The 24,315-nt window shown below is 36.5% G+C and carries 25 protein-coding genes and 1 pseudogene; 24 read left to right on the top strand and 2 right to left on the bottom strand.

Annotated features, from left to right (window positions below; translation table 11 throughout):
- Positions 1–554 precede the first annotated feature (554 nt).
- The 11 genes and pseudogenes from rpmH to LO754_RS23355 all read left to right on the top strand — a co-directional run bounded on the left by rpmH (position 555) and on the right by LO754_RS23355 (position 11,116).
- Positions 555–689, top strand: coding sequence for a 50S ribosomal protein L34 (rpmH, locus tag LO754_RS23405; protein ID WP_004233310.1), 135 nt, complete (start codon positions 555–557; stop codon positions 687–689).
- A gap of 94 nt (positions 690–783) precedes the next feature.
- Positions 784–1,128 carry a ribonuclease P protein component gene (gene rnpA / locus LO754_RS23400; protein WP_024364629.1) on the top strand — a complete coding sequence of 115 codons (345 nt, stop codon included), beginning with the start codon at positions 784–786 and terminating at the stop codon, positions 1,126–1,128.
- 239 nt (positions 1,129–1,367) lie between these two features.
- Positions 1,368–2,138 (top strand): membrane protein insertase YidC, encoded by a 771-nt coding sequence (gene yidC, locus LO754_RS23395; protein WP_231785351.1) that lies wholly within the window; start codon positions 1,368–1,370, stop codon positions 2,136–2,138.
- The gene (gene jag, locus LO754_RS23390; RefSeq protein ID WP_024364631.1) at positions 2,135–2,944 is read left to right on the top strand and encodes an RNA-binding cell elongation regulator Jag/EloR; all 810 of its coding nucleotides are present in this window, start codon (positions 2,135–2,137) and stop codon (positions 2,942–2,944) included. Before yidC ends, jag begins: the two co-directional genes overlap by 4 nt.
- A 304-nt stretch (positions 2,945–3,248) precedes the next feature.
- A pseudogene (mnmE, locus tag LO754_RS23385) lies at positions 3,249–4,634 on the top strand (tRNA uridine-5-carboxymethylaminomethyl(34) synthesis GTPase MnmE).
- A gap of 27 nt (positions 4,635–4,661) precedes the next feature.
- Positions 4,662–6,557 (top strand): tRNA uridine-5-carboxymethylaminomethyl(34) synthesis enzyme MnmG, encoded by a 1,896-nt coding sequence (gene mnmG, locus LO754_RS23380; protein ID WP_024364633.1) that lies wholly within the window; start codon positions 4,662–4,664, stop codon positions 6,555–6,557.
- A 135-nt stretch (positions 6,558–6,692) separates the two neighbouring features.
- Positions 6,693–7,409: a 16S rRNA (guanine(527)-N(7))-methyltransferase RsmG gene (gene rsmG, locus LO754_RS23375; protein WP_024364634.1), complete on the top strand. Its 717-nt coding sequence runs from the start codon at positions 6,693–6,695 to the stop codon at positions 7,407–7,409.
- A gap of 180 nt (positions 7,410–7,589) precedes the next feature.
- A complete protein-coding gene (gene noc / locus LO754_RS23370; protein ID WP_024364635.1) occupies positions 7,590–8,489 on the top strand; it encodes a nucleoid occlusion protein in 900 nt (299 codons plus the stop codon).
- Between the two features lie 231 nt (positions 8,490–8,720).
- Positions 8,721–9,482, top strand: a complete 762-nt coding sequence (locus LO754_RS23365) for a ParA family protein (protein WP_024364636.1) — start codon at positions 8,721–8,723, stop codon at positions 9,480–9,482.
- Positions 9,475–10,326, top strand: coding sequence for a ParB/RepB/Spo0J family partition protein (locus LO754_RS23360; RefSeq protein ID WP_229388129.1), 852 nt, complete (start codon positions 9,475–9,477; stop codon positions 10,324–10,326). Before LO754_RS23365 ends, LO754_RS23360 begins: the two co-directional genes overlap by 8 nt.
- A 73-nt stretch (positions 10,327–10,399) precedes the next feature.
- A complete protein-coding gene (locus tag LO754_RS23355; protein ID WP_024364638.1) occupies positions 10,400–11,116 on the top strand; it encodes a DUF554 domain-containing protein in 717 nt (238 codons plus the stop codon).
- Here LO754_RS23355 and yyaC read toward each other — a convergent pair.
- Entirely contained in the window at positions 11,033–11,665 is a 633-nt protein-coding gene (yyaC, locus tag LO754_RS23350) for a spore protease YyaC (protein ID WP_231785350.1), read from the bottom strand. The genes LO754_RS23355 and yyaC overlap by 84 nt on opposite strands.
- Positions 11,666–11,758: 93 nt before the next feature.
- Here yyaC and LO754_RS23345 point away from each other — a divergent pair, with 93 nt between their 5' ends.
- From LO754_RS23345 to LO754_RS23330, 4 genes are all read left to right on the top strand, one after another.
- Complete coding sequence (locus LO754_RS23345) at positions 11,759–12,640, top strand: mechanosensitive ion channel family protein (protein ID WP_231785349.1); 882 nt, start codon at positions 11,759–11,761, stop codon at positions 12,638–12,640.
- A 1-nt stretch (position 12,641) separates the two neighbouring features.
- Positions 12,642–12,842: a DUF951 domain-containing protein gene (locus LO754_RS23340; RefSeq protein ID WP_024364640.1), complete on the top strand. Its 201-nt coding sequence runs from the start codon at positions 12,642–12,644 to the stop codon at positions 12,840–12,842.
- 355 nt (positions 12,843–13,197) lie between these two features.
- Positions 13,198–14,298, top strand: coding sequence for a redox-regulated ATPase YchF (ychF, locus tag LO754_RS23335; RefSeq protein WP_024364641.1), 1,101 nt, complete (start codon positions 13,198–13,200; stop codon positions 14,296–14,298).
- A 169-nt stretch (positions 14,299–14,467) separates the two neighbouring features.
- Complete coding sequence (locus LO754_RS23330; RefSeq protein WP_231785348.1) at positions 14,468–15,508, top strand: acyl-CoA dehydrogenase family protein; 1,041 nt, start codon at positions 14,468–14,470, stop codon at positions 15,506–15,508.
- 26 nt (positions 15,509–15,534) lie between these two features.
- Here LO754_RS23330 and LO754_RS23325 read toward each other — a convergent pair whose 3' ends face one another.
- Entirely contained in the window at positions 15,535–16,098 is a 564-nt protein-coding gene (locus LO754_RS23325) for a DUF3267 domain-containing protein (protein ID WP_024364643.1), read from the bottom strand.
- 173 nt (positions 16,099–16,271) lie between these two features.
- Between LO754_RS23325 and rpsF the strand changes: the two genes are divergently transcribed.
- The 9 genes from rpsF to rplI all read left to right on the top strand — a co-directional run bounded on the left by rpsF (position 16,272) and on the right by rplI (position 24,306).
- Entirely contained in the window at positions 16,272–16,562 is a 291-nt protein-coding gene (gene rpsF, locus LO754_RS23320) for a 30S ribosomal protein S6 (RefSeq protein ID WP_024364644.1), read from the top strand.
- 36 nt (positions 16,563–16,598) lie between these two features.
- A complete protein-coding gene (gene ssb, locus LO754_RS23315) occupies positions 16,599–17,171 on the top strand; it encodes a single-stranded DNA-binding protein (protein WP_024364645.1) in 573 nt (190 codons plus the stop codon).
- 47 nt (positions 17,172–17,218) lie between these two features.
- Positions 17,219–17,455 (top strand): 30S ribosomal protein S18, encoded by a 237-nt coding sequence (gene rpsR / locus LO754_RS23310; RefSeq protein WP_024364646.1) that lies wholly within the window; start codon positions 17,219–17,221, stop codon positions 17,453–17,455.
- A gap of 318 nt (positions 17,456–17,773) precedes the next feature.
- Positions 17,774–18,706: a hypothetical protein gene (locus LO754_RS23305; RefSeq protein WP_231785347.1), complete on the top strand. Its 933-nt coding sequence runs from the start codon at positions 17,774–17,776 to the stop codon at positions 18,704–18,706.
- Positions 18,703–19,989: a hypothetical protein gene (locus LO754_RS23300; RefSeq protein ID WP_231785346.1), complete on the top strand. Its 1,287-nt coding sequence runs from the start codon at positions 18,703–18,705 to the stop codon at positions 19,987–19,989. The genes LO754_RS23305 and LO754_RS23300 overlap by 4 nt, the downstream gene beginning before the upstream one ends.
- Positions 19,982–20,647, top strand: coding sequence for an ABC transporter ATP-binding protein (locus LO754_RS23295; protein ID WP_081769939.1), 666 nt, complete (start codon positions 19,982–19,984; stop codon positions 20,645–20,647). Before LO754_RS23300 ends, LO754_RS23295 begins: the two co-directional genes overlap by 8 nt.
- Before the next feature lie 286 nt (positions 20,648–20,933).
- Positions 20,934–21,875 carry a YybS family protein gene (locus tag LO754_RS23290; protein WP_231785345.1) on the top strand — a complete coding sequence of 314 codons (942 nt, stop codon included), beginning with the start codon at positions 20,934–20,936 and terminating at the stop codon, positions 21,873–21,875.
- Positions 21,876–21,889: 14 nt separating this feature from the next.
- A complete protein-coding gene (locus tag LO754_RS23285) occupies positions 21,890–23,863 on the top strand; it encodes a DHH family phosphoesterase (protein WP_025220901.1) in 1,974 nt (657 codons plus the stop codon).
- Entirely contained in the window at positions 23,860–24,306 is a 447-nt protein-coding gene (gene rplI, locus LO754_RS23280; protein WP_024364652.1) for a 50S ribosomal protein L9, read from the top strand. The genes LO754_RS23285 and rplI overlap by 4 nt, the downstream gene beginning before the upstream one ends.
- Positions 24,307–24,315 lie beyond the last annotated feature (9 nt).

The raw sequence follows: 24,315 nt of genomic DNA, 5'->3' as shown, positions 1-24,315 counted from the left end.
GCTGCTATTCTCCTTTACAGTTCAATACATATACAGCAATAAAAAAATATAGTGCATTTATGTGATAAGTAAATACGTTCATTTTACGACTAATCCACAAAATCACAAGTTGTGGATAATACTTAACCAAAGGCTGTGATAAAAATTATCCACAGCATATCAACAGTTGTGGATAAAAGATTAGTTCGTTTTAGTTTTCAACAAAGTGAAGCACAGTAATCGTATCAGAAAAACAAAGCTATTTCAATAGTTTATGAAACTTATCCACATAACTTTGATTTACTCACTTTCAAGTTGTCCACAAGCACTGCTTATGTGAAAAAGCTGTAGATAACAGTTGTGGATAAAAAATAATGCAAAAAATACTATACACAAGTCTGTGTAAAAAAAACAAGTATTCTGTGGATAATTTAAAAGAGAGAAAAGGGAAACATAGAATTGGCGATTTGAAAGAAATTTATAAAATACATTGACAAAATAGCTAATTACTTTATATAATATGCAGGTCTGTATGTTGAAAAATTCAACTTTCATTCAGGAGGTGTCTATATACAATGAAACGTACTTACCAACCAAAGAAACGTAAGCACAGCAAAGTTCACGGTTTCCGCGCACGTATGAGCACGAAAAACGGTCGCAAAGTTCTTGCTGCTCGTCGTCGTAAAGGAAGAAAAGTTTTATCAGCATAAAATAAGTCCACTGAGCCACATCAGTGGTCTTTTTTTTCTTTATTTTTTGAAGCCGTTAAGGATCAAAAGAATAATTCAGTAGCAGGTGAAAGTAATGAAAAAACGCCAACGAGTGAAAAAGAATGAGGATTTTCAAAAGGTGTTTAAAAAGGGGAAATCTTTCGCGAATCGTCAGTTTGTCGTTTATTTTTTGCCGAAAGAGGGACAAACAGAATTTCGTGTAGGGTTATCTGTTAGTAAGAAGCTTGGGAATGCGGTAACACGCAACCAAATTAAACGTTATATTCGACAAAGTATTCATGAGTTAAAAGATGAATTAAAGACGAATATGGACTATGTTATTATCGCCAGACATCCGGCGGCCACTATGGATTTTCATGAAGTGAAACAAAGTTTGCAGCATGTACTACGAATTGCTAGAGTATTGAAGAAATCGTAAGACATTCAGCAACCAAAGTGGCGATAAAGTACACTTTTAAAAGGTTCTACAATAACTTATGTAAATGTAGATAGTCCCTTTACTGCATGAGCACATTTTAATTGGCATATTTAGTAGAGTGAAAGCTAATTTGCATGATAAAATAACTGATAACTTTATTCAGTTGAAAAAATAAAATTGAATAGAGACAATGCATATAGATTTTAGAAAAGTGAATAGTATTTGTAGGGGGAAGACGGTTGAAAAAACAACTTTGGGTAATTTTGTCGCTAGTATCAGTAGCATTACTACTATCTGGGTGTACAGAATTTAACGATCCAATATCCAAAGATAGCCAAGGCTTCTGGAATGAATTCATTGTTTGGTCGTTAGTATCAGCGATAAAATATTTTGCTGATTTACTTGGTACGTATGCATGGGGGATTATTGCAGTAACAATTATTATTCGTTTAGCAATTCTTCCATTGATGATTAAACAAACAAAGAGCTCGAAAAAAATGCAAGAAATTCAGCCAAAATTGAAGGAATTGCAGAAGAAGTATGCTTCTAAGGATGCACAAACACAGAAACAGTATCAGCAAGAAATGATGAAGCTGATGAGTGAGTCTGGTGTAAACCCAGTTGCTGGATGTTTACCAGTAATCATTCAAATGCCAATTTTAATTGGTTTTTATCACGCAATTAGTCGAATGAACGCTACAGCTGCTTTTGATTTAGGAAATTTCTTTATCTTCCCATTAGCAGACCCTGCGCCAGCTTTAGCAATTATCGCTGGTATTATGCAATTTTTCGTATTACGTACGGGCCCAGCAATGGACAACCCTCAGATGAAAATTATGATTTACATTATGCCATTCATGATCATCGGTTTTGGTATGGCATTACCAGCTGCATTATCACTTTATTGGGTAATCGGGAACATTATCTCGATTCTTCAAAACCTGTATATTTATAAACCTTGGCAAAACAACAAAACACAACCTGCTCAAAATGGAGGGGCTAAAAAGTGAAACAACTTACGCAAATAGGCGCAACAACACAAGAAGCGATCTCATTGGCGTTACAGAAACTTGGCAAAACCCGTGAACAAGTAGATGTTGAAGTTTTACAAGAAGGTAAAAAAGGATTTTTAGGTTTTGGAGCACGTTCTGCAGAAGTACGTGTGACTGTAAAAGAAATACAAGCTCGTCCAACTACAGAAATAGTAAAAGTAGCTGAGCAAGACGAAACGGCTAAAGAACAATTGAACGAACAAAAAGTAGTGGATGACGTTGCAAAATTAAGTTCACAAGTTTCGGAACAACCAATGGACATCGAAGCTGTTCAACAAGCCATTAAAGAGGAAGAAGATAACACTGTAAATCCAATTGAAGAAGCAAAAGCTTATATAGTAAGTATAGCGGAGCAATTGGGAATTCAAGATCTTGACATTGAAACGGCCCGTGAAGGTAAATATGTGCTGTTTCAATTGAAAAGTGAGAAGGCTGCATTACTTATAGGGAAACGCGGTCAAACGTTAAATTCTTTACAACAATTAACACAACTCGTTTTAAATAAAACCGCTAAACAATTCTTAATGGTGAAATTAGACGTAGAAAACTATCGTGAACGTCGACAACAAGCCTTAGAGCAACTGGCGGATCGTATGGCTGACAAGGCACTTCGGTTAAATCAACGTGTGGCATTTGAACCGATGCAATCATACGAAAGAAAAATTATTCATAATCAATTAGCGAATCGTCTGGATATAGAAACATATTCAGAAGGCACAGAACCAAACCGCTATTTAGTTATTGAACCAGTAAAGAACGCTTAGACTTTCTTTACGTAAAGGCATACAGACATATGCTAAAAAGACCGGTCATTTTATCGTTATGATAAAGTGACCGTTTTTTACTGTCTGAAAAACAGGAAGATTATGAAGCAATGTGACCAGTCGTAAAATGTCGGATATTGAACGTTTAAAGCGAAAATGATGAAGGGTAAGTAAATTTTTATTTATCCACAAATGGAAATGATCCTTACTTTAGATTTTATCGAAAATATGTTAGTCTAAGATGTTAGAAAGTGTTGATCGGTTTTATTTATCCACATGTGGATAACGTTAAGGAGGTAATAAAATGGAGTTCGATACAATTGCTGCGATATCCACACCGATGGGTGAAGGAGCTATTGCCATAGTTCGCTTAAGTGGTGATGAAGCAGTAGCTATTGCAGATAAGATTTTTAAATCGCCTGGTGGAAAAAGTTTAAAGAAGCAGGCTTCACATACAATTCATTATGGACACTTAGTCGATCCTAAAACAAATGAGGTAGTAGAAGAAGTAATGCTATCGTTAATGCGAGGACCAAAAACGTTCACGCGTGAGGATGTAATAGAGATCAACTGCCATGGAGGACTCGTTTCAGTTAATCGCGTATTAAAATTAGTATTAACAAATGGGGCAAGATTGGCAGAGCCAGGTGAATTTACAAAACGTGCGTTTTTAAATGGGCGTATTGATTTATCACAGGCCTAAGCAGTAATGGATTTAATTCGAGCGAAGACAGATCGTGCGATGAATGTCGCACTTGGTCAAATGGATGGGAAATTATCTCGCCTTATTGGAGATTTGCGCCAAGCATTGCTAGAGACTTTAGCGCAAGTAGAGGTTAATATAGATTATCCAGAGTATGATGATGTAGAAGAAATGACAGTGCCCGTATTACTTGAAAAATGTACATGGGTACGTAATGAAATCATTAAACTTTTACAAACATCCTCTCAGGGCAAAATTTTACGTGAAGGCTTATCGACGGTTATTTTAGGACGACCAAATGTAGGGAAATCTTCACTTTTAAATAGTTTAGTGCAAGAAAATAAAGCAATTGTGACAGATATTGCAGGTACAACTCGTGATATTATAGAAGAGTACGTAAATGTACGTGGGGTACCACTTCGTTTAGTCGATACAGCCGGCATTCGTGAAACAGAAGATATTGTGGAGCGAATTGGCGTTGAACGTTCTCGTGAGGCGTTACGTAGCGCAGACTTAATTTTATTCGTACTAAATTATGCGGATGAATTAACGATTGAGGATGAACGTCTATTCGAAACAATTGAGGCGATGGATTATATCGTCATTGTCAATAAAACCGATTTACCGCAAAAAATTGATTTAGCCCGTGTAAAAGCATTAGCAGGTAGTCATCGTATTGTGACAACTTCTCTTTTACAAGAAGAGGGAATAGCAGAGTTAGAGGAAGCAATAGCTGCATTATTCTTCGAGGGTCAAATTGAAGCGGGCGATTTAACATATGTATCGAATGCACGTCATATTGCATTACTCCACCAAGCGCAAGCGACGGTAGAGGACGCACTAGCTGCAGCACAGGCTGGTGTACCTGTTGATATGGTGCAAATAGATGTAACAAGAACGTGGGAGATACTTGGTGAAATTATTGGAGATACGGTGCAAGAAAGCCTTATCAATCAACTATTTTCACAGTTCTGTTTAGGGAAATAATTCTACTAGAGAAGGGAAGATACGAGCATGCCAACACAATATGAGGCAGGCACGTTTGATGTGATTGTTATAGGGGCAGGACATGCAGGTTCAGAAGCTGCCTATGCTGCTGCTAAAATGGGTGCCAACACACTCATGCTAACAATCAACTTAGATATGATTGCATTTATGCCATGTAACCCATCGATCGGTGGCCCTGCAAAAGGGATTGTCGTTCGTGAAATTGACGCACTAGGTGGGTTAATGGGGAAAGTTATAGATAAAACGCATATTCAAATGCGTATGTTAAATACAGGGAAAGGTCCAGCTGTACGTGCACTACGCGCCCAAGCGGACAAAGTACTCTACCAACACGAAATGAAACGTGAGTTAGAAGAAAATGAAAATTTAACAATTCATCAAGCAATGGTAGAAGAGCTTATTATAGAAGATGGTGAAGTAAAAGGCGTTATTACACAAATTGGCGCAATTTATCGTGCCAAAGCAGTAGTTGTAACAACGGGTACATTCCTTCGTGGTGAAATTATTATCGGAGACATGAAATATTCAAGTGGTCCTAATAATCAACAGCCATCCATTCGCTTAGCGGACAATTTAAAAGAATTAGGCTTTGACCTTGTACGCTTCAAAACAGGTACACCACCTCGTGTCAATAGCCGTACAATTGATTATTCAAAAACAGAAATACAACCAGGCGATGATGTACCACGCGCATTTAGCTTTGAAACAACTGAATTTATCATGGACCAACTGCCTTGTTGGCTAACATATACAAGCCCTCAAACACATGAAATTATTGAGGCAAATTTACATCTTTCACCGATGTACTCAGGTATGATTAAAGGAACAGGCCCGCGCTATTGTCCTTCAATCGAAGATAAAGTCGTACGATTTAATGATAAGCCACGCCACCAAATTTTCTTAGAACCAGAAGGTCGCAATACAAGAGAAGTGTACGTCCAAGGTTTATCGACAAGCTTACCTGAACATGTGCAACATCGTTTGTTAAAATCCATTCCAGGATTAGAACAAGCTGAAATGATGCGTGCTGGTTACGCAATCGAATACGATGCTATCGTTCCAACACAATTATGGCCAACATTGGAAACAAAACGCATTAAAGGTTTATATACAGCCGGTCAAATTAACGGAACATCTGGCTATGAAGAAGCAGCTGCTCAAGGTTTGATGGCGGGGATGAACGCTGCTGCCAATGTCCTTGGTAAAGAAGAACTGATTTTAAGTCGTTCAGAAGCTTACATCGGTGTATTAATCGACGATTTAGTAACAAAAGGTACAAATGAGCCATATCGTCTCCTAACATCTCGTGCTGAATATCGTTTACTACTTCGCCATGACAATGCCGATTTACGTTTAGTTGAACGTGCATATAAAATGGGCATGATATCACAGCAACGTTATGAACAATTCATGGAGAAAAAAGCGTTAATTGAAAATGAAATTGCACGCCTTCGTGAAGTAATCATTAAACCAAATGAAACAACACAAGCTGCCATTCGCTCTGTAGGTGGTAGTGAACTGAAAGATGGTATACGTGGCGCCGATTTATTAAAACGTACGGAAATGCATTATGATTTAGTGTCTTCGTTAATACCAGCTGAAATTGAATTTTCTGATGAAGTAAAAGAACAAATCGAAATTCAGCTAAAATATGAAGGTTATATTGAAAAAGCATTGCAACAAGTTGAAAAGCTTCATAAAATGGAAAATAAAAAAATTCCAGAGAACATTGATTATGATGCCATTTCAGGTCTTGCAACAGAAGCACGACAAAAATTAAAACAAGTAATTCCGCTTTCCATTGCACAGGCGTCTCGAATTTCAGGGGTAAATCCTGCAGATATTTCGATTCTACTTGTTTACATTGAACAAGGGAAAATCGCACGTGTAAGTGGCGAATAATAGCGCAACAACAAAGTGAATAAGAGGCGGGCATACCATTGTGCCCGCTTCCTATTTTTAAGGCTATGTTATCCTTCAACGTTTTGTTATGTGCGACCAAACAAATATTGAGCCATTTTTTAAAGGAGACCTTACATGAACGAACAACAATTTATTGAGGCATTGAAGGACAAGGGGATAGAACTTTCTGACAAGCAACTAGCACAGTTCAAAAAGTATTTTGAACTGCTTGTCGAGTGGAATGAAAAGATGAACCTAACAGCAATCACAGATTTTGAAGGTGTCTATTTAAAACATTTCTATGATTCTATTAGTGCCTCATTTTATTTTGATTTTACACAGGTAACAACCGTTTGTGATGTAGGAGCTGGAGCTGGTTTCCCTAGTATTCCAATTAAAATCTGCTTCCCTCATTTACAAGTAACAATTGTAGATTCTTTAAATAAACGCATTACATTTTTAAATCATTTAAGTGAAGAATTACAGTTAGATCATATGCATTTTGTCCATGCCCGTGCAGAAGAATTTGGTCAAAATATTAAATATCGTGAACAATTTGATGTTGTAACAGCCCGTGCAGTAGCTCGCTTGTCTGTACTATCAGAATTATGTGTACCACTAGCAAAACAGGGTGGTTACTTTGTTGCGTTAAAGGCTGCGGCAGGTCCAGAAGAATTAAAAGATGCAAAAAAAGCATTGGTCACTTTAGGTGTGACATTAAAAGAAGAATTTTCTTTTACTTTACCTGTTGAAGAAAGTGAACGTACTTTATATGTTTTTGATAAAATAAAAGGAACGCCAAAAAAATATCCGCGTAAGCCTGGTGTACCAAATAAAACACCTATTCAATAATTAGTGTTTCATGTGAAACTTCTCAAACTGGAAAAATATTTTCTCTAGTTTGAGCATACATACTAGTTATGGATGGTTCACGCAAATGACATCTATGAACTATATACATTTTAGGAAATATAATAAATAATAATAGAATGAGACAGAGCAAGATAGTTACTTAAAGGTGGTGCCACTTGGATGAAAAGTCCTTTTTCACGTTTTTTTGGAGGCGGAAATAAAGCAGAGCCTATTGTGGAAAATGAAGTAGAACAAGCAGAGGCGGTTCGTGCAACAGAAGAGGTCATTAAGCTTCCAATCGATCAAATTGTACCAAACCGTTTTCAGCCACGTACTATTTTTGATGACGAAAAAATTGAAGAATTATCTAGAACCATTCATACCCATGGTGTGATTCAACCAATTGTTGTACGTAGCACAGCAAACAATCAATATGAAATCATCGCCGGTGAGCGTCGTTACCGCGCAATGAAAAAGCTGCAATGGACAGAAGTTCCTGCGATTGTACGGAATTTAACGGATAAGGAAACAGCATCAATTGCATTAATTGAAAACCTTCAACGTGAAGAGTTAACGGCAATTGAAGAGGCAGTGGCCTATCAAAAATTATTAGAGCTTCATGAGCTAACACAAGAAGCTCTTGCCCAACGACTAGGAAAAGGACAATCCACGGTAGCCAATAAATTACGTCTATTAAAGCTTCCTGAAGAAGTGCAGCAAGCTATATTAAAGCGTCAAATTTCTGAAAGACATGCACGTGCACTAATTGCTATTAAAGATCAAACATTACAATTAGAAGTTTTGCATCAAGCGATTGAGCATGATTGGAATGTTCGCCAATTAGAAGAGCACATCCATGCATTATTACATCCAGAAGCGGTGGATCAAGAAGAAGCCATTCCTAAAAAAGTGAAGCCGAAAAGAAAAGCAATAAGTAAGGATGTCCGCATAGCCCTAAATACGATTAAACAATCACTATCAATGGTGACAAAAAGTGGTATAACGGTTAAGACAGAAGAAGAAGATACAGAAGAATACTATCAAATTACAGTAAAAATACCTAAAAAGAAGAAATCTTAATTTATTTAATTATATTAAAAAAGTAATTTGTGCGGTTTTATATGTGGAATACAGGGGAGGATCTTAGAAATAAATCTAAGATGCCTCCTTTTTTGTATATATTCTTAATATTTTATACAACTCTGTTGAGTTTTTTTGATAGAATGATAAGTAAGATAACGGTATTGAACAATGATTTTACAAATGGATTTGTCAAAGCAAACTTTGATAGATGAAAGCAGGTGCTTTTAAATGGGTAGAATTATAGCAATCGCCAATCAAAAGGGTGGCGTAGGTAAAACAACAACATCGGTCAATTTAAGCGCTTGTCTAGCATATTTAGGAAAAAAAGTGCTATTGATTGATACAGATCCACAGGGCAATACAACAAGTGGACTGGGCATTAATAAAGGGGAAATACAAAGTTGTATTTATGATGTACTAATCGATGACGAAAACGTTGAAAATGTCGTCCAACAAACAAATGTTGAAAATCTATATATCGTCCCTGCGACCATTTCTTTAGCGGGAGCAGAGATTGAATTAGTTTCAACGATTTCTCGTGAAGTACGCTTAAAGCATGCACTTCAAGACATTAAAGAAGATTATGACTATATTATTATTGATTGCCCACCTTCATTAGGGCTACTAACAATTAATGCGTTAACCGCGTCTGATGCACTGATAATTCCTGTGCAATGTGAATATTATGCATTAGAAGGGTTAAGTCAATTATTATCGACTGTGCGTTTAGTGCAAAAGCATTTGAATCAGCAGTTATATATTGATGGCGTATTATTAACAATGCTTGATGCAAGAACCAATTTAGGGTTACAAGTAATTGATGAAGTGAAAAAATATTTTCAAGATAAAGTATATAAAACGATTATTCCTCGTAATGTACGATTAAGTGAGGCTCCAAGTCATGGACAGCCTATTATTATTTATGATGCAAAATCAAGAGGTGCTGAAGTTTATTTAGAGATGGCGAGGGAAGTGATAAAAAATGGCTAAAGGTTTAGGAAAAGGTATTGGTGCTCTATTTCCAGGAGAATCGTTAGAACAAAGTGAAAAAGTAGAAGAACTACAACTAAAGCTAATAGTCGCAAATCCATTTCAGCCTCGTAAAATATTCGATGAAGAAACATTACAAGAATTAGCTGATTCAATTCAGGAACACGGTATTTTACAACCAATTGCTGTACGGAAAAAAGGACAGAAATATGAAATTGTAGCAGGAGAACGGCGTTATAGAGCGGCACAGTTAGCAGGCTTAGAATTATTGCCAGCGATTGTTAAAGAACTGACGGACTCACAAATGATGGAGCTTGCTATTTTAGAAAATTTACAACGTGAAGATTTAACAGTTATTGAAGAGGCAGAAGCATACCAAAGTCTAATGGAAAACTTACATCTAACACAGGAGGAGTTATCTAAACGCTTAGGTAAGAGTAGACCGCATATTGCGAATCACGTTCGTTTATTAGCTTTGCCAGAGGAAATTCGCGCGTTGATGAATGAAGGTATATTATCAATGGGACAAGGACGTGCCTTACTTGGATTAAAAAATAAAAGAAGAATCCCAGAAGTTGCACGCAAGATTATTAAACAAGGCTTGAATGTGCGTCAGGTAGAAATTTTGGTGCAAAGTTTAAATGAAGAAGTTTCACGTGAAACATCGCAACCGAAGAAGAAGGATATTTTTGTTGTAGCGAAAGAATCGCAATTACGGGATTATTTTGGTACAAACGTTCAAATTAAAAAGACAAATAACAAAGGTAAAATTGAAATTGAATTTTACTCAGAAGATGATTTGGAACGTATTTTGGAAATATTAAACATTCAAGAAGATGATTAATAGTCCACTAATGTAATTAGAGCGCCAATATACTAGGCGCTCTCTATTTTTCTAGAGAGAAGGTAGGCATTTTGTGGTAATTTTAGGAGCATTAATTAATGCACTGTTGATTATAGTCGGTGCATTGGTGGGGCGCATTTTTAAAAATATTCCTGAGTCGATGAAAGCTTCTGTATTATCGATTATTGGCTTATCCGTTGCACTTTTAGGAATCAAAATGGGCTTCGAGAGTAATAATTTTATTATATTAGTGGTAAGTTTAGTAGTAGGAACTGTGATTGGAGAATGGCTAGATTTAGATAAGCAAATGAATCGACTTGGTCAGTGGATTGAATCACTTTTTAGTAAAAGACGTACGAATGACAATCAAATTAATATTGCAGAAGGCTTTGTAACTGCATCATTAATATTTGTTGTTGGTTCCATGGCGATTATAGGCGCACTTGATAGCGGGCTACGACAGGATCATAATGTCCTAATAACAAAAGGTATTATTGATGGTTTTACATCGATTATTTTAGCTTCTACTTTAGGTATTGGCGTATTATTATCAGCCGTTCCAGTATTTGTATACCAAGCGGTAATTGCCATTTTTGCAGGCGTCATCAGTGTATATATCCCAGATGACGCCCTACAGATGTTCATTACAGAAATGACATCAGTAGGTGGTGTTATGATTTTAGCAATAGGGTTAAATATAGCAGGCCTAACAAAGATCAAGGCTGCTAACTTGTTGCCGGGTATTGTCGTTGTCGGCATCATGGTTGCCATCATCTATCCTTTTCAATGAGTAGCGATGCGCAGCAAGCAGTAAAGCTCTTGAAAGCTTTTCAGCCATAGCATAAGAGATATGCAGTCGCGTATTTTGTAACACGAGCATTTCCATAAAGCCTCCAATATTGACGATTCCTTTAATGGAAATGTCACCAATTGGGGGCAATTCTTTTTTTACTGCTTTCCCAGGCAATATTGGCCCGTTCTGCACTGCAATATGTCCAACGTTTTGTTCACTACCTAGACATGCATCAATCGCAATAATAAAAGGTTTCGTAGTATGATGGTGTAACTGCTGTATGGTTGAATCTAAGTTGAGGGCATGCAATGGATTTTCTAAAGTTCCTACAACTTCATAAGGGAAACTAACAGACTTTTTCAAAAAACTACCTGTTAATGGCACTAATGTATCCCCAGTACAACGATCACTTCCGATACAACAAAAAATAAGACGTTCATGATGAAAAGGAATATACTCTAAAAATAATGTACTCAATTGCCAAACAGCATTTTTACTTTCGTGATGAAGCGAATAGGGCAGTACTAAATTTGGAATAGTATTCATAAAAAAACTCACTTTCCTTTTTATTTGTAAGAAGTGCTCAATTTTTATGCAGTATACGCAAATTTTTAACAAGTTATTCAAGAGGTGGTAATAATGGATTCAAATAAGAAATGGATAGAGAAGAAATGGGATATATTTACGTCCGAGAGATTTTGGGACAATGTAATTGAGGCAACTTTTGAGATTACAGTCATCCTTATTGCATCGTGGTTAGCTGTTCGATTAGGTAAAAAATTTATTAAAAAAGCATTTTTAATACGAATGCGCTCACCATTAAATCATTCAGAACGCCGACAACGAACAATTGCAAGATTATTACAAAGTGTTATTTCGTATGTTGTCTATTTTTCGGCAATTATAGCTATTCTTTCTTCACTGAACATTAAGGTAGCTGGCTTACTTGCAGGGGCGGGAATCGTCGGTTTAGCTATCGGGTTTGGTGCTCAAAGTTTAGTAAAGGACGTGATTACAGGGTTCTTTATTATTTTTGAAGACCAGTTCGGTGTAGGGGATTATATTAAAATAAACGCAGCGGAAGGAACGGTTGTAGAAATAGGATTACGTACAACAAAGATTAATGGTGCTACTGGGGAGCAATTTATTATTCCAAATGGTGCAATTGGCGAGGTTATTAACTACTCTATCAATAACTCGAAAATTTTTATAGATTTACAAATGACGACCGATGCAAATTTCGAAAAAGCGGAAGGGCTTATTAAAAAGTATTTAGAAACATTACCTGATATGCATAAAGAGCTTGTGGCAGTACCTACCTTTTTAGGTGTCCAAAATGTAAAGGGAACAGAAGTAACGATTCGCATTGCCGCTGAAACATTACCACAACAACAATATGGCGTAGCTCGAACAATTCGCCGTGATGTGACGCAATTATTTGAGGAACATGATATTCCTATGGCATATCCTAAAATGATGTTATATGGTGGAAGTGGAAAAGATGATGGGAGAAGTGAATAATATGGAAGCAAAAAAATTTGATCTAAATGATATTGTCGAAATGAAAAAACAACATCCATGTGGTACAAATGAGTGGAAAATTATTCGAATGGGTGCAGATGTGCGCATTAAATGCGAAGGGTGTCAGCACAGTGTGATGATTCCGCGTCGAGAATTTGAGAAAAAAATGAAGAAAATCATAAAGCGTGCAAGTGAAGTCTAGCTTTTTGTGTATTAGACTTTTTATGGGCGAATCAATATAATAGATAGGGTTATAAAGAAAACTTTAACTTGCTTCAACAAAAGTTCCCTGCCCTTAGGTGGGGAATACCAACTATGCACTTAAATTCATGGGGGATTTCAATCCCGATTGCTTCAAGTGAATTGCCCCAGCGAATGGACAGATTTATAGAGAAACTTTTTGACAAGGAAGCTCGAAAGAAAAATCTGGACAAAATGACGTAGGGTGTAATTGCTTGTGTCGGTCTCCTTCATTACGGATTAGGCGTTAGAGTGTCATAATACTGTGGTTTAACAGAAACAAAATTGAACTGATTATAGAAAGGTTGTGTCCATTTATGGCATTAACAGCTGGAATCGTTGGTTTACCTAACGTTGGAAAATCAACATTATTTAACGCAATTACAAAAGCGGGCGCTTTGGCTGCCAACTATCCATTCGCAACAATCGATCCAAACGTAGGTATTGTTGAAGTACCTGATGCACGTTTAGACAAACTAACAGAGTTAGTAATACCAAAAAAGACTGTGCCAACAGCATTTGAATTTACTGATATTGCAGGTATCGTAAAAGGCGCTTCTAAAGGAGAAGGCTTAGGAAACAAATTCCTTGCACATATTCGTGAAGTAGATGCAATCTGCCAAGTAGTACGTTGCTTTGTAGATGAAAATATTACACACGTGTCAGGTGCGGTAGATCCAATTGATGACATTGAAGTAATTAATTTAGAGCTAGCACTTGCTGATTTAGAATCAGTGGATAAACGTTTACAACGCGTAAGCAAAATGGCAAAACAAAAAGATAAAGAAGCGATGGTGGAAGAACCGATTCTTCTAAAAATCAAAGCTGAATTAGAAAACGGACGACCTGCTCGTGCTGCTGAACTTTCAGAGGACGAACTAAAAGTGATTAAAGGTCTTCACCTATTAACGATTAAACCAATGCTTTATGTTGCCAATGTTTCAGAGGACGAAGTGGCAGATGCAGATAATAATGAATATGTTCAAAAGGTACGTGAATATGCATCAGCTGAAGGTGCACAAGTCATTACAATTTGTGCAAAAATTGAAGAAGAAATTTCTGAGCTTGACGATGAAGAAAAAGCGATGTTCTTAGAAGAACTAGGCATTAAAGAATCAGGTTTAGACCAACTAATCCGTACTTCATATGATTTACTAGGTCTTGCCACATACTTCACAGCTGGAGTCCAAGAAGTACGTGCATGGACATTCCGTAAAGGCATGAAAGCACCACAATGTGCTGGTATTATTCATACAGACTTTGAGCGTGGATTTATTCGTGCAGAAACAGTTGCTTTCGATGATTTAGTAGAAGCAGGCTCACAAGCTGCTGCGAAAGAAGCGGGGAAAGTACGACTTGAAGGTAAAGAATATATTGTACAAGACGGCGATATCATGTTATTCCGCTTTAACGTGTAATTTAAAATTGCCATTATGAATGTAAGCAATTCTCATGAAATACAAACAGAATTTAGTTTATATTCATAAAAACATAATAGGCTATCTCCTAGCGAATCTTTTCATGTTTGGGATAGCCTATTTTTGGTTATATAGATATCAGAATTTTCAATTTCTAAAGGGGGATATTATGAACATAGTAGAAATAAAAAAGCGGGCTTTAGAAATCGAACAGTCAGGAAAGTTACCACAAGATATATTAGAAATTATTTATGAGCAACGATTGTTTAAATTGTTTATAGCAAAAGAGTTAGGTGGTAAAGATTTAAACTTACTCGAAGGAATAAAAGTATTTCAGCGCATGTCTGCTATCGATGGAAACTTTGGCTGGCTTGTGACAATAGGAACAGGCGGAAATATGTTTGTGCCAACGTTTAAGCAAGAAATAGCTGAAGAGATTTTTTCACCAAACGATGCAGTAATAGCAGGGAGCGGCTACCCTACAGGTACAGCCGTAAAAATGGACAGCGGTTATTCGGTAACAGGGCAGTGGAAGTATTGTAGTGGTGCTGACTATGCAACAACATTTACCATGAATTGCTTTATTAAAGAAGATGGTATGCTGACAGATAAAATCATTAGTTGCGCGGTGAGCCCGGAGCAAGTAGAAATTATCAATGATTGGCAAGCAATGGGTCTAAAAGCAACAGCAAGTCATACAATCCGAGTACAAGATATATGGATACCATTCGATCAAACATTCCAATTAGGTATTTGTAAAAATAATTATGATAATGCAGTCTATCGTTTTCCGTTTGGCACTTTTGCAGAGGCTTCTTTTTTAAGTGTTTGTCTGGGCATTACGGAGAATTTCTTAGAGGAGGCTGCAACTGTCATTGAACGAAAAAATAAAGAATCCCATCGCACAGAACGTATTGGCGCATTGCAGTTTCTTTATATGCAACAACTAAAGCGTTTTAGACAGATTGAAGAACATTTTTACGCAATGTTGACAATCTATTGGCAAAAACATAAACAGGGAATTGAACTGACAGAACAAGAATACCAACAGTTTACGGAAATGAGCAAAGAAAGTGCAGCTGACTGTGTGGACATTGCTAATAGTATTATTCGCAGTCTCGGAATGGACGCTATTATTGAAACAGCAACGATTAACCGCATTTGGCGAAATTTATGTACAGCTGCACAACATGGATTTTTAACACCATAATAACTTATGCTCCTAGAAGATAGCCATTACTTATCCGTTTTCTGTGGAGGATAAACATAAAGCTTTGGTAACTGAGGATCGTCCTCTACAAGAGCATGTTTAGGATATTTGCGTAATTCCTTATACATGGCGAAATCTCCGACTGCTCCGCCAATTAAAAAGGCACCTGCAAGTAGTAAGATGGTACTGTTAAAGTAAAAGCCAGCAATGGTTGGAACAATACCAGTTGTCCAAAATGGCAATAACAACGCCTTTTTCATTGCATAATTAGGGAGAGGTTTGTCGGTCGTTGCATAGGCTACCCCAAGCTCTAAGTTAATACCGTATTTTAGCGATTTAAAAGGCACGCCACCAAAGAGCATAAAGCCAATTAAATGAAAGGCTTCATGCAATATGATAAGCACGATATAAAGTACGACAAAAAGGATAAATCCACTTAGCATTTGCCAAACCGAAATTTGAAACTCCTTCATACATATGAATTGTATGGCAATAAATAAAATAGCGAGGCCACTAGTAATAACAACACTATCCATCATTAGTTTCTTAATATCTAATTCAATTACTTCGGGTTTTTGATCGGGTAACATAGAAGTCCTCCTTCATGAAATTAGTAATCTTCATTATATCGAATGAATTATTTGATTGCGACTTGAAAGACAGATGCCAATGTGTTACAATTCATTGATGTGAGTAATATTTATTACTTACTCCTTGCTCCCTGCAAACAGGAGAGCCTGAGTCCATAAGGAGGTGTAAACAGATGAGAAAATACGAATTAATGTACATCGTACGTCCAAACATTGAAGACGAAGCGAAGAAAGCTTTAGTTGAACGTTTCAACGAAATCTTAACTTCTAACGGTGCTGAAGTCATCGAAGCAAAAGAGTGGGGCAAACGCCGCTTAGCTTACGAGATCCAAGACTTCCGCGAAGGTTACTACCAAATCGTGAAAGTAAACGCTCCTTCAGAAGCAATCAACGAATACACACGTCTTGCTAACATCAGCGAAGATATCATTCGTCACATTGCAGTTCGCGAAGAAGCAAAATAATTTTAAACAAAATGCTGAAAAGGAGGTTGCATTCTGATGATAAATCGTGTCGTATTAGTTGGAAGACTAACAAAAGACCCTGAGCTGCGCTACACACCGAATGGTATTGCGTCTACTCGATTTACAGTAGCTGTGAATCGTACATTCTCAAACCAACAAGGTGAAAAAGAAGCAGATTTCATTAGCTGCGTTGCTTGGCGTAAACAGGCTGAAAACTTAGCGAACTTCATGAAAAAAGGAAGTTTGATTGGAGTAGAAGGTCGTATCCAAACAGGTAGCTATGAAGGACAAGATGGTAAGCGTGTATACACAACTGATGTTGTGGCAGATAGCGTACAGTTTTTAGAGCCTCGTAGTGGTGGAGGTGCTCCTGCATCGAACCAATACGGCGGACAATCTTACGCTAATAGCCAGCCGTCATATGGCGGTGGACAACCACAACAACAGTATGGTGGCGCGATGCCTCAGCAAGGTTCATTTGGCGGCGGTGCTTCTTATCAGCAAAATCAACCACCAATGAATCAGCCGAACTATACACGAGTAGACGAAGATCCATTTGCGAATAGCAAGGGACCGATTGAAGTATCAGAAGACGATCTTCCATTCTAATTCTTCGAGCTACAAAAACTATAAACTTATAAGGAGGAGACATCACTATGGCACCACGTCGCGGAGGCCGCAAACGCCGTAAAGTTTGCTATTTTACATCTAATAACATTACGCATATCGACTATAAAGATGTGGATTTATTAAAAAAATTCATCTCTGAACGCGGTAAAATTTTACCACGTCGCGTAACTGGCACTAGCGCTAAGTACCAACGTAAATTAACTTCAGCTATCAAAGTTTCTCGTATTATGGGATTACTTCCATTCGTATCTGAAGATAAATAAGATGATTGAGCACAACAAGGTTTAATGCCTTGTTGTGCTTTTTTATTTCCTTGAAAATCGATACAGAACAAACCCCCAAAAATGGAGGCAGATTTACATAGATGTCTAAATAAACATCACTATTAAAACTATCAATTTTTATTAAATTTAGAATATTGACAGATAATTATATTTTAAATTATTATAATATTGAAAATTTTAAAATTTATTTTGTAATTCAAGGGGTGTTAAATTTGAAAACTACAAAATGGATGTTGGTAGGTGCACTTTTAGATCTCTTTTGTCCCATCCTCTTTCTTACAATGAAGGTAAAACAAAGTGAAAAACTGTTTAGTATCTAGTAGGTTTTTGTTACTAACGTTGCTATTGTTTACTAGCGCCACTTCCTTGCTTTATATACTGGACTCTGTTAGTTATACCAATATGATTAACAATGGCTATATCAGTAAAAATGCTGTTGAATTCATTATTAAAACCGAAGAGCCTTCTCTAGACATTGACTTAGAAGAACCGTATTTGTTAATGCAATATAAACTAGATAATCCACAATTAAAATATATTTATATTCATCCATCCGTAAAGTTGCCACCTATAAACTATCAAAAACAACCACGCTCAACAGACTATATAATTACAGGCAATGTTTTTCCTGAAGAGGTACTGTCAAGAAATATGAAAAGCCTCGTTATTGGACAATTTGACACACCATCCTCTTACTTAAATAGAGAGGCATGGTATATAGTCATGTCTCAACAAATCAACTTGAAAAATGGAACGAAGTTTATTCTCAATGTGGAAAGTGGCAATCCACATCAATTAATTGAAAAAATATTTCCTAATACGAGTTATCAGCTACTTGAAAACGAGGATAGAGGAACTGCCATATTAACTTCCAATATTTTATTGAAAGGATTCTTAATCATTTCTTTACTATTTGTCATTATTGCACAAGCTGTTTCAGTCGTTTATGCCATTCAAAGTAAAAAATCTATTGTTCAAATATTGTATTTTGCAGGAGGGAAATGGCAACTTATATTTCTTAAAGTGTTTAAATTAGAATTCATTGCGCTCATCATGATCATGTTATTGGCATTTTTATCATTAAAAGCGTTTAACCATTTCTATTCGATTTGGGGGAATCAGTGGTACTACGTATCTGTTTTCTATATATTAGTAACATTTATAGTGTATTTTTTAGCCTGTCTGCTCATGACAAAGTCCTTGATTAAAAAAGGAGTAAGATCGTTTTGAATACAGCTAGACTTCTACTGAAAAATAATAAATGGTTTACGTTGTTTATAGGGTTACTTTCATTTCTATTTTCTGTCGTTTTATTTGTACTGTTAGTTAATATAAATATTTCAAAAATAGAATTACGTTCAGCAAGTAAATTTCATCACTACAATATCTATCAGATTACGGATGATTTAATCGGTAAAAGAGAAATTGAATTTTTTAAAGATGTAAAAAACTATGATATACTCAATGATTTTAATAATCGGGTATTTGAAAATAGTAAATTGATCTTTTATAATGCCGTATCGCAACCAATAGGCTTAAAACAATATCCCCCTGATAAGAAGTTCTCCGCCAACTATGAATTTGGTTCCAATAATGATGTATACGAGTACGATGGGCAGCTTTATCAATCCACTAAATCGATTCAAATTACTAAATCCATTTTTAATTATAATGTCGTTGAACTGGTAGAAGGACAGCCATTTGATGATTCTGCTTATGTCTACGTAGCAGGAAAAAATGAAATACCGGTCATTCTTGGCTCTGACTATCGTCAATACTATAAGTTAAATGACCAATTAGAGCTTCATTATTACTATGAAAAATTTGTCGGGCGAGTAGTCGGTTTTGCAAAGGAAAATTCATTTATTTTCACTAATCTTGAACCGCAGCAAGTGCTCAATCGCTACATCCTACTGCCTTCCATGTCGCTTTCTGAACAACCTTCTATGTTGTTACAAAAAACAGAGGTAGATGAAATATTCTTTCGCGCACTTCTATTAAGTAACATGGGTGGTTATTTAATGACCAACTTAAACGCGCTTGAGGTAAGAAAGGAAGTTGCAGACATAGGAAAAGTTACGAATTTCGCTAATTATCAAATTATTGGTGCGAATTCCCTATCAGTGAATCTTTTATACAAAATGGTTGATGCCAATCAAACACTTATTTTTACAATATCGGGTGTTGTATTTATTTTCATATTGTGTGCTTTCTATTTGTTCGTTAAGAGTTTCATAAAAAGACAATTCGATACGTATTTAGTGTTCATTATGAGTGGGGTTACAAATAATAAAATTAAAAAAACTATACAATTCCAATTTTCAACCCTCAATGGTATGAGTATAGGACTGGCATTGTTGTGCACCGTTCTATTTATACAAGACATTACGCTACTATCTATTTTATTAATTGCTGGGTTCTTGGTTTGGTTGTTATTTTATGTCGTAGTTTATATATTAGTGAATCAATTATTAGCAACGACGAATATCATTGAAAAGTTAAAGGGTGATTAAAATCATAAGCTTTATTTCTTTAGATAACATCGTAAAAGCGTATAATGACAAAATAATATTACATCACATTAATTTAGAAATTGTTAACAATCAATTCATTTCTATAAAAGGACCTAGTGGCGTTGGAAAAAGCACACTTTTAAATATATTGGCTGGACTTGAAAAAGCGGATAGTGGTAAATATATTTTGGATCGTATAGAAATGCATGCCCAAAATCTTAATGAGCTTTCGGAAATAAGAGGCAGTCGAATCGGATACATATCACAATACAATCCAATGATTCGCAACCTTACAGTTCGGGAAAATATCGTAGTACCTTTATTATTAGGCAACTATAATCAAAAGCAAATCACGGCATATCTCGATGAACTAAGTGCCTGTTTAAAAATTAATCATTTACTTGATAAGAAAATTGACAAGTTATCTGGTGGAGAAAGACAACGAGTAGGAGTCATCAGAGCACTGATTAAAAAGCCTATATTGTTGATTGCTGATGAGCCGACTGGGTCATTGGATGACGATACGACAATTTTAGTGTTTCACCTTTTTAAAAGGCTGTCTGAAAGTGGAACGACTATCGTTATGGCTACTCATAGTCATTTAAGTTCTCAATATGCTGATAAAGAATATAGGATGAGTTCGGCGGGGATTTTTTAAAACGCTCAAACCGTGGGTGATATGTAGCTATTATTCGGTGAATTTTGGTATTTTGAGTTCGGTATTGTACCGGACTCATTTTTTATTTTCGCCTTTATCTGGGGTGATTTTTTTGCCCCAAAATAGTAAAATTCCATACCATTATCCTATTTTGATAAGGAAACTTCACTTTTGTCATTATTTCATCAAAAAGCCTTTAGACGTTCTTAGCGTTTTTTGTTCAATAAGGTGAAAAAATGGTACAATAAAGTTTAGTAAGTTTGACTGATAAAAAGGAAGGTTTTCAATGCCGAATAATCAAACAAAGGCGCTTGTACAAGGCTCGATGATGGTTGCAATGTTTACAATCTTAATGATTGCTTCAGCATATGTACCAATTATTTCTTTAGTAGCCTTACTATTTACTCCATTACCAATTGCTTGGTATAGCGCAAATTACAAGCGTTCCTCATCAATACTCGTCGCAGTTGTAGGTTGTATATTAACTGTGCTAACGAGTGGACTGTTTATGCTACCATTCGCCTTTATTATGGCGTTACTTGGGGTAATCATAGGTAATGCAATTCAATTAAAGAAGAGCAAACTTTATTTATTCATGTCATCTGGTATCGCGGTACTTTTATCGTCAGCACTTGTCTATTTAGCCTATGTGCAATTAGCGGGAATTAACGTGATGGAAATGAGCTTGGACATTGCCCGAGATAGTTATGAGCAATCCAACGAGCTTGCTAAAAGTATGACAGGTCAAATCGCTATTCAACCTGAACAAATGGAGGCTATGCTTAACACAATTGAGCTAACAATACCTTCGACAGTAACAATCTTTGCATTTTTAATAGCATTTATTATCATTACATTGAATTTACCTATTTTAAAACGATTAGGTTTAGCAGTACCAAAATTTCCAGCATATGAAAATATGCGACTTCCACGCTCTATTTTATGGTACTACATGATTATTTTGTGTATTAATCTATTTATACGTCCAGAAGCGGGCTCTATGCTAGATATTATTGTATTAAATGTGTCTTATATTTTGTGGCTTTTATTAATTCTTCAAGGAATATCATTTATTCATTATTTCATTGCGACGAAAGGAATGCCGAGTGTTGTCAAATGGATAGCTACCATTTTAGCTATTCCACTATCATCATTCATTATCTTACTCGGTATTATAGATTTAGGTTTCGACGTGCGTTCACTTGTGAAAGGGAAGACTAAGGAATAAGGGGCTGATGAGTAATGGGGACTTTTAGAAAACGACCAATCCGCTATCCGCTTTTTGTTCTTTCCATTTTTGGCATTGTGACGTTCGCGCTTCTTTGTATTTGGAATATCGCGATTGGTATTGGCTATGGAGTAGGCTTTGCGTTGTTAATGGCCTACACATGGAAAATTGAAAAAGCTACTTTTGAAGAGACCGAAAAGCATATAGAATCCATTTCCTTCCGTATGAAAAAGGTTGGGGAAGAGGCATTACTTGAAATGCCGATTGGGATATTGCTCGTCAATGAGGAATACGAAATTGAGTGGTCAAACCCATATATGCAAAATGTATTAAACAATGAGGCATTAGTGGGTGAAGGAATTGTCAATATATCCGACGACATCTACGTACTGATGAAGACCGAGGAAACAAAAGAAGCAACGATTACGCTTCGTGATCGTAAATATCGTGTCTTTTACAAGGAAGAGGAGCGTCTACTATATTTCTTCGATATTACAGAGCAAATTGCAATTGAAAAACAATACTTTGCAGATCGTACAGTTATTGCTATTTTATTTGTCGATAACTATGATGAAATTACACAAGCAATGGATGACCAGCCGCGTAGCTTAACTAATACGATGGTAACGTCTATTGTCAATGACTGGGCAGCGGAGCACGGAATATTTGTCAAACGAATTTCATCGGATCGTTTTTTAGCAGTTTTAAATGAATCGATTTTAACAGAACTAGAAAAGAAAAAATTTGCTATTTTAGATACAATTCGTGAAAAGACAGCACAAAAAAACCTTTCACTAACACTAAGTATTGGTGTTGGTGCTGGCTCTTCTTCACTAGTCGAACTTGGTGAATTAGCCCAATCGAGTTTGGATCTTGTTTTAGGTCGTGGTGGGGATCAGGTAGCCATCAAACAACCTACAGGAAAGCTCAAGTTCTATGGAGGGAAAACCAACCCTGTTGAAAAACGTACACGTGTTAGGGCGCGGGTTATCTCACATGCCCTACGTGATTTAATACAAGACAGTGACCAAGTGTTTGTTATGGGACATAAAAATCCTGATATGGACTCTATTGGTGCATCTGTTGGGGTTCGCAAAATGGCTCAAATGAATGATGTAAAAGGCTATGTCGTCATTAATTTTGATGAACTGAACGGTAGTGTCACACGTTTAATGAATGAAATTGAAAGTAAATCCGATTTCTACGAGCACTTCTTAACGCCAGAAGAAGTGGCTACAAAAATGACTGAAAAATCCTTACTTATTATTGTAGATACACATAAGCCGAATTTAGTCATTGATCCATACTTATTAAAGCTTGCGGAAAAGGTAGTCGTAATCGACCATCATCGTCGTAGTGAAGACTTTATTGAAAATCCAACGCTTGTGTATATGGAGCCTTATGCTTCGTCTACAGCAGAGCTTGTTACTGAGTTATTAGAGTATCAGCCAAAGCGGGCAAAAATTAATATGCTAGAAGCGACGGCGCTATTAGCAGGGATTATTGTAGACACAAAGAGTTTTACACTTCGTACAGGTGCCCGCACGTTTGAGGCAGCTTCTTATTTACGAACAAATGGAGCCGATACAGTTTTAGTACAAAGACTTCTAAAAGAAGACATCCATACGTATATTGAACGTTCGAAAATTGTGCAAACTGTGAAATTCGTGAAGCCTGGCATCGCACTAGCCGTAGGTGAAGATTCAAAAATTTACGATTCCGTTTTAATCGCGCAAACGGCTGATATTTTACTAACGATGAAAGATGTAAACGCATCTTTTGTCATTGCGCATCGTGCTGATGGTAAAATTGGTATTAGTGCAAGGTCATTAGGAGAAGTAAATGTACAGCTTATCATGGAAAGGCTCGGCGGTGGCGGGCATTTAACAAATGCGGCTTGCCAAATAGAAGCACTTTCCATTAGTGAAGTAAAAAAATATTTAGAAGAGGCCATATATGAGGTACTTGAAGGGAGTTCTGAATTATGAAAGTAGTATTTTTAAAAGATGTTAAAGGTAAAGGAAAAAAAGGGGAAGTAAAAAATGTAGCAGATGGCTATGCACAAAACTTCCTAATTAAAAACGGTTATGCTGCAGAAGCAAATGCACAAGCAATGAGCCAATTACAAGGTCAAAAGAAACTAGAAGAAAAAAACGCAGCAGCAGAATTAGCTGAAGCACAAGCTTTAAAAGAAAAGTTAGAAGCATTAACAGTGGAGTTAAAAGCAAAATCAGGAGATGGTGGACGCTTATTCGGTTCAGTTTCGACAAAACAAATTGCAGAAGCACTGCAAAAAGTACATGGCATTAAAATTGATAAACGCAAAATGACTTTACCTGATGGCATCCGTGCACTAGGCTTTACAAATGTACCTGTAAAACTACATCACGAAGTATCAGCGACATTAAAAGTACAAGTAACGGAAGAATAAGGGGCGACT

The sequence above is a fragment of the Lysinibacillus sp. GJ-1 genome, assembly GCF_021166035.1.
In the GTDB taxonomy this organism is placed as follows: domain Bacteria; phylum Bacillota; class Bacilli; order Bacillales_A; family Planococcaceae; genus Lysinibacillus; species Lysinibacillus sphaericus.
The sequence above is the reverse complement of the archived record's forward strand: the minus strand, read 5'-3'. Positions and strand labels throughout refer to the sequence as shown.

What these genes read in the sequence shown, in the direction of transcription:
- LO754_RS23345 (WP_231785349.1), top strand. Translation starts at nt 11,759, where the DNA reads ATGGATTCAAATAAGAAATGGATAGAGAAGAAATGGGATATATTTACG.
- LO754_RS23290 (WP_231785345.1), top strand. Translation starts at nt 20,934, where the DNA reads ATGCCGAATAATCAAACAAAGGCGCTTGTACAAGGCTCGATGATGGTT.
- rpsF (WP_024364644.1), top strand. Translation starts at nt 16,272, where the DNA reads ATGAGAAAATACGAATTAATGTACATCGTACGTCCAAACATTGAAGAC.
- LO754_RS23285 (WP_025220901.1), top strand. Translation starts at nt 21,890, where the DNA reads ATGGGGACTTTTAGAAAACGACCAATCCGCTATCCGCTTTTTGTTCTT.
- ssb (WP_024364645.1), top strand. Translation starts at nt 16,599, where the DNA reads ATGATAAATCGTGTCGTATTAGTTGGAAGACTAACAAAAGACCCTGAG.
- ychF (WP_024364641.1), top strand. Translation starts at nt 13,198, where the DNA reads ATGGCATTAACAGCTGGAATCGTTGGTTTACCTAACGTTGGAAAATCA.
- LO754_RS23325 (WP_024364643.1), bottom strand. Translation starts at nt 16,098, where the DNA reads ATGTTACCCGATCAAAAACCCGAAGTAATTGAATTAGATATTAAGAAA.
- rsmG (WP_024364634.1), top strand. Translation starts at nt 6,693, where the DNA reads ATGAACGAACAACAATTTATTGAGGCATTGAAGGACAAGGGGATAGAA.
- rplI (WP_024364652.1), top strand. Translation starts at nt 23,860, where the DNA reads ATGAAAGTAGTATTTTTAAAAGATGTTAAAGGTAAAGGAAAAAAAGGG.
- LO754_RS23330 (WP_231785348.1), top strand. Translation starts at nt 14,468, where the DNA reads ATGAACATAGTAGAAATAAAAAAGCGGGCTTTAGAAATCGAACAGTCA.
- LO754_RS23340 (WP_024364640.1), top strand. Translation starts at nt 12,642, where the DNA reads ATGGAAGCAAAAAAATTTGATCTAAATGATATTGTCGAAATGAAAAAA.
- noc (WP_024364635.1), top strand. Translation starts at nt 7,590, where the DNA reads ATGAAAAGTCCTTTTTCACGTTTTTTTGGAGGCGGAAATAAAGCAGAG.
- mnmG (WP_024364633.1), top strand. Translation starts at nt 4,662, where the DNA reads ATGCCAACACAATATGAGGCAGGCACGTTTGATGTGATTGTTATAGGG.
- rnpA (WP_024364629.1), top strand. Translation starts at nt 784, where the DNA reads ATGAAAAAACGCCAACGAGTGAAAAAGAATGAGGATTTTCAAAAGGTG.
- rpmH (WP_004233310.1), top strand. Translation starts at nt 555, where the DNA reads ATGAAACGTACTTACCAACCAAAGAAACGTAAGCACAGCAAAGTTCAC.
- LO754_RS23360 (WP_229388129.1), top strand. Translation starts at nt 9,475, where the DNA reads ATGGCTAAAGGTTTAGGAAAAGGTATTGGTGCTCTATTTCCAGGAGAA.
- rpsR (WP_024364646.1), top strand. Translation starts at nt 17,219, where the DNA reads ATGGCACCACGTCGCGGAGGCCGCAAACGCCGTAAAGTTTGCTATTTT.
- yyaC (WP_231785350.1), bottom strand. Translation starts at nt 11,665, where the DNA reads ATGAATACTATTCCAAATTTAGTACTGCCCTATTCGCTTCATCACGAA.
- LO754_RS23365 (WP_024364636.1), top strand. Translation starts at nt 8,721, where the DNA reads ATGGGTAGAATTATAGCAATCGCCAATCAAAAGGGTGGCGTAGGTAAA.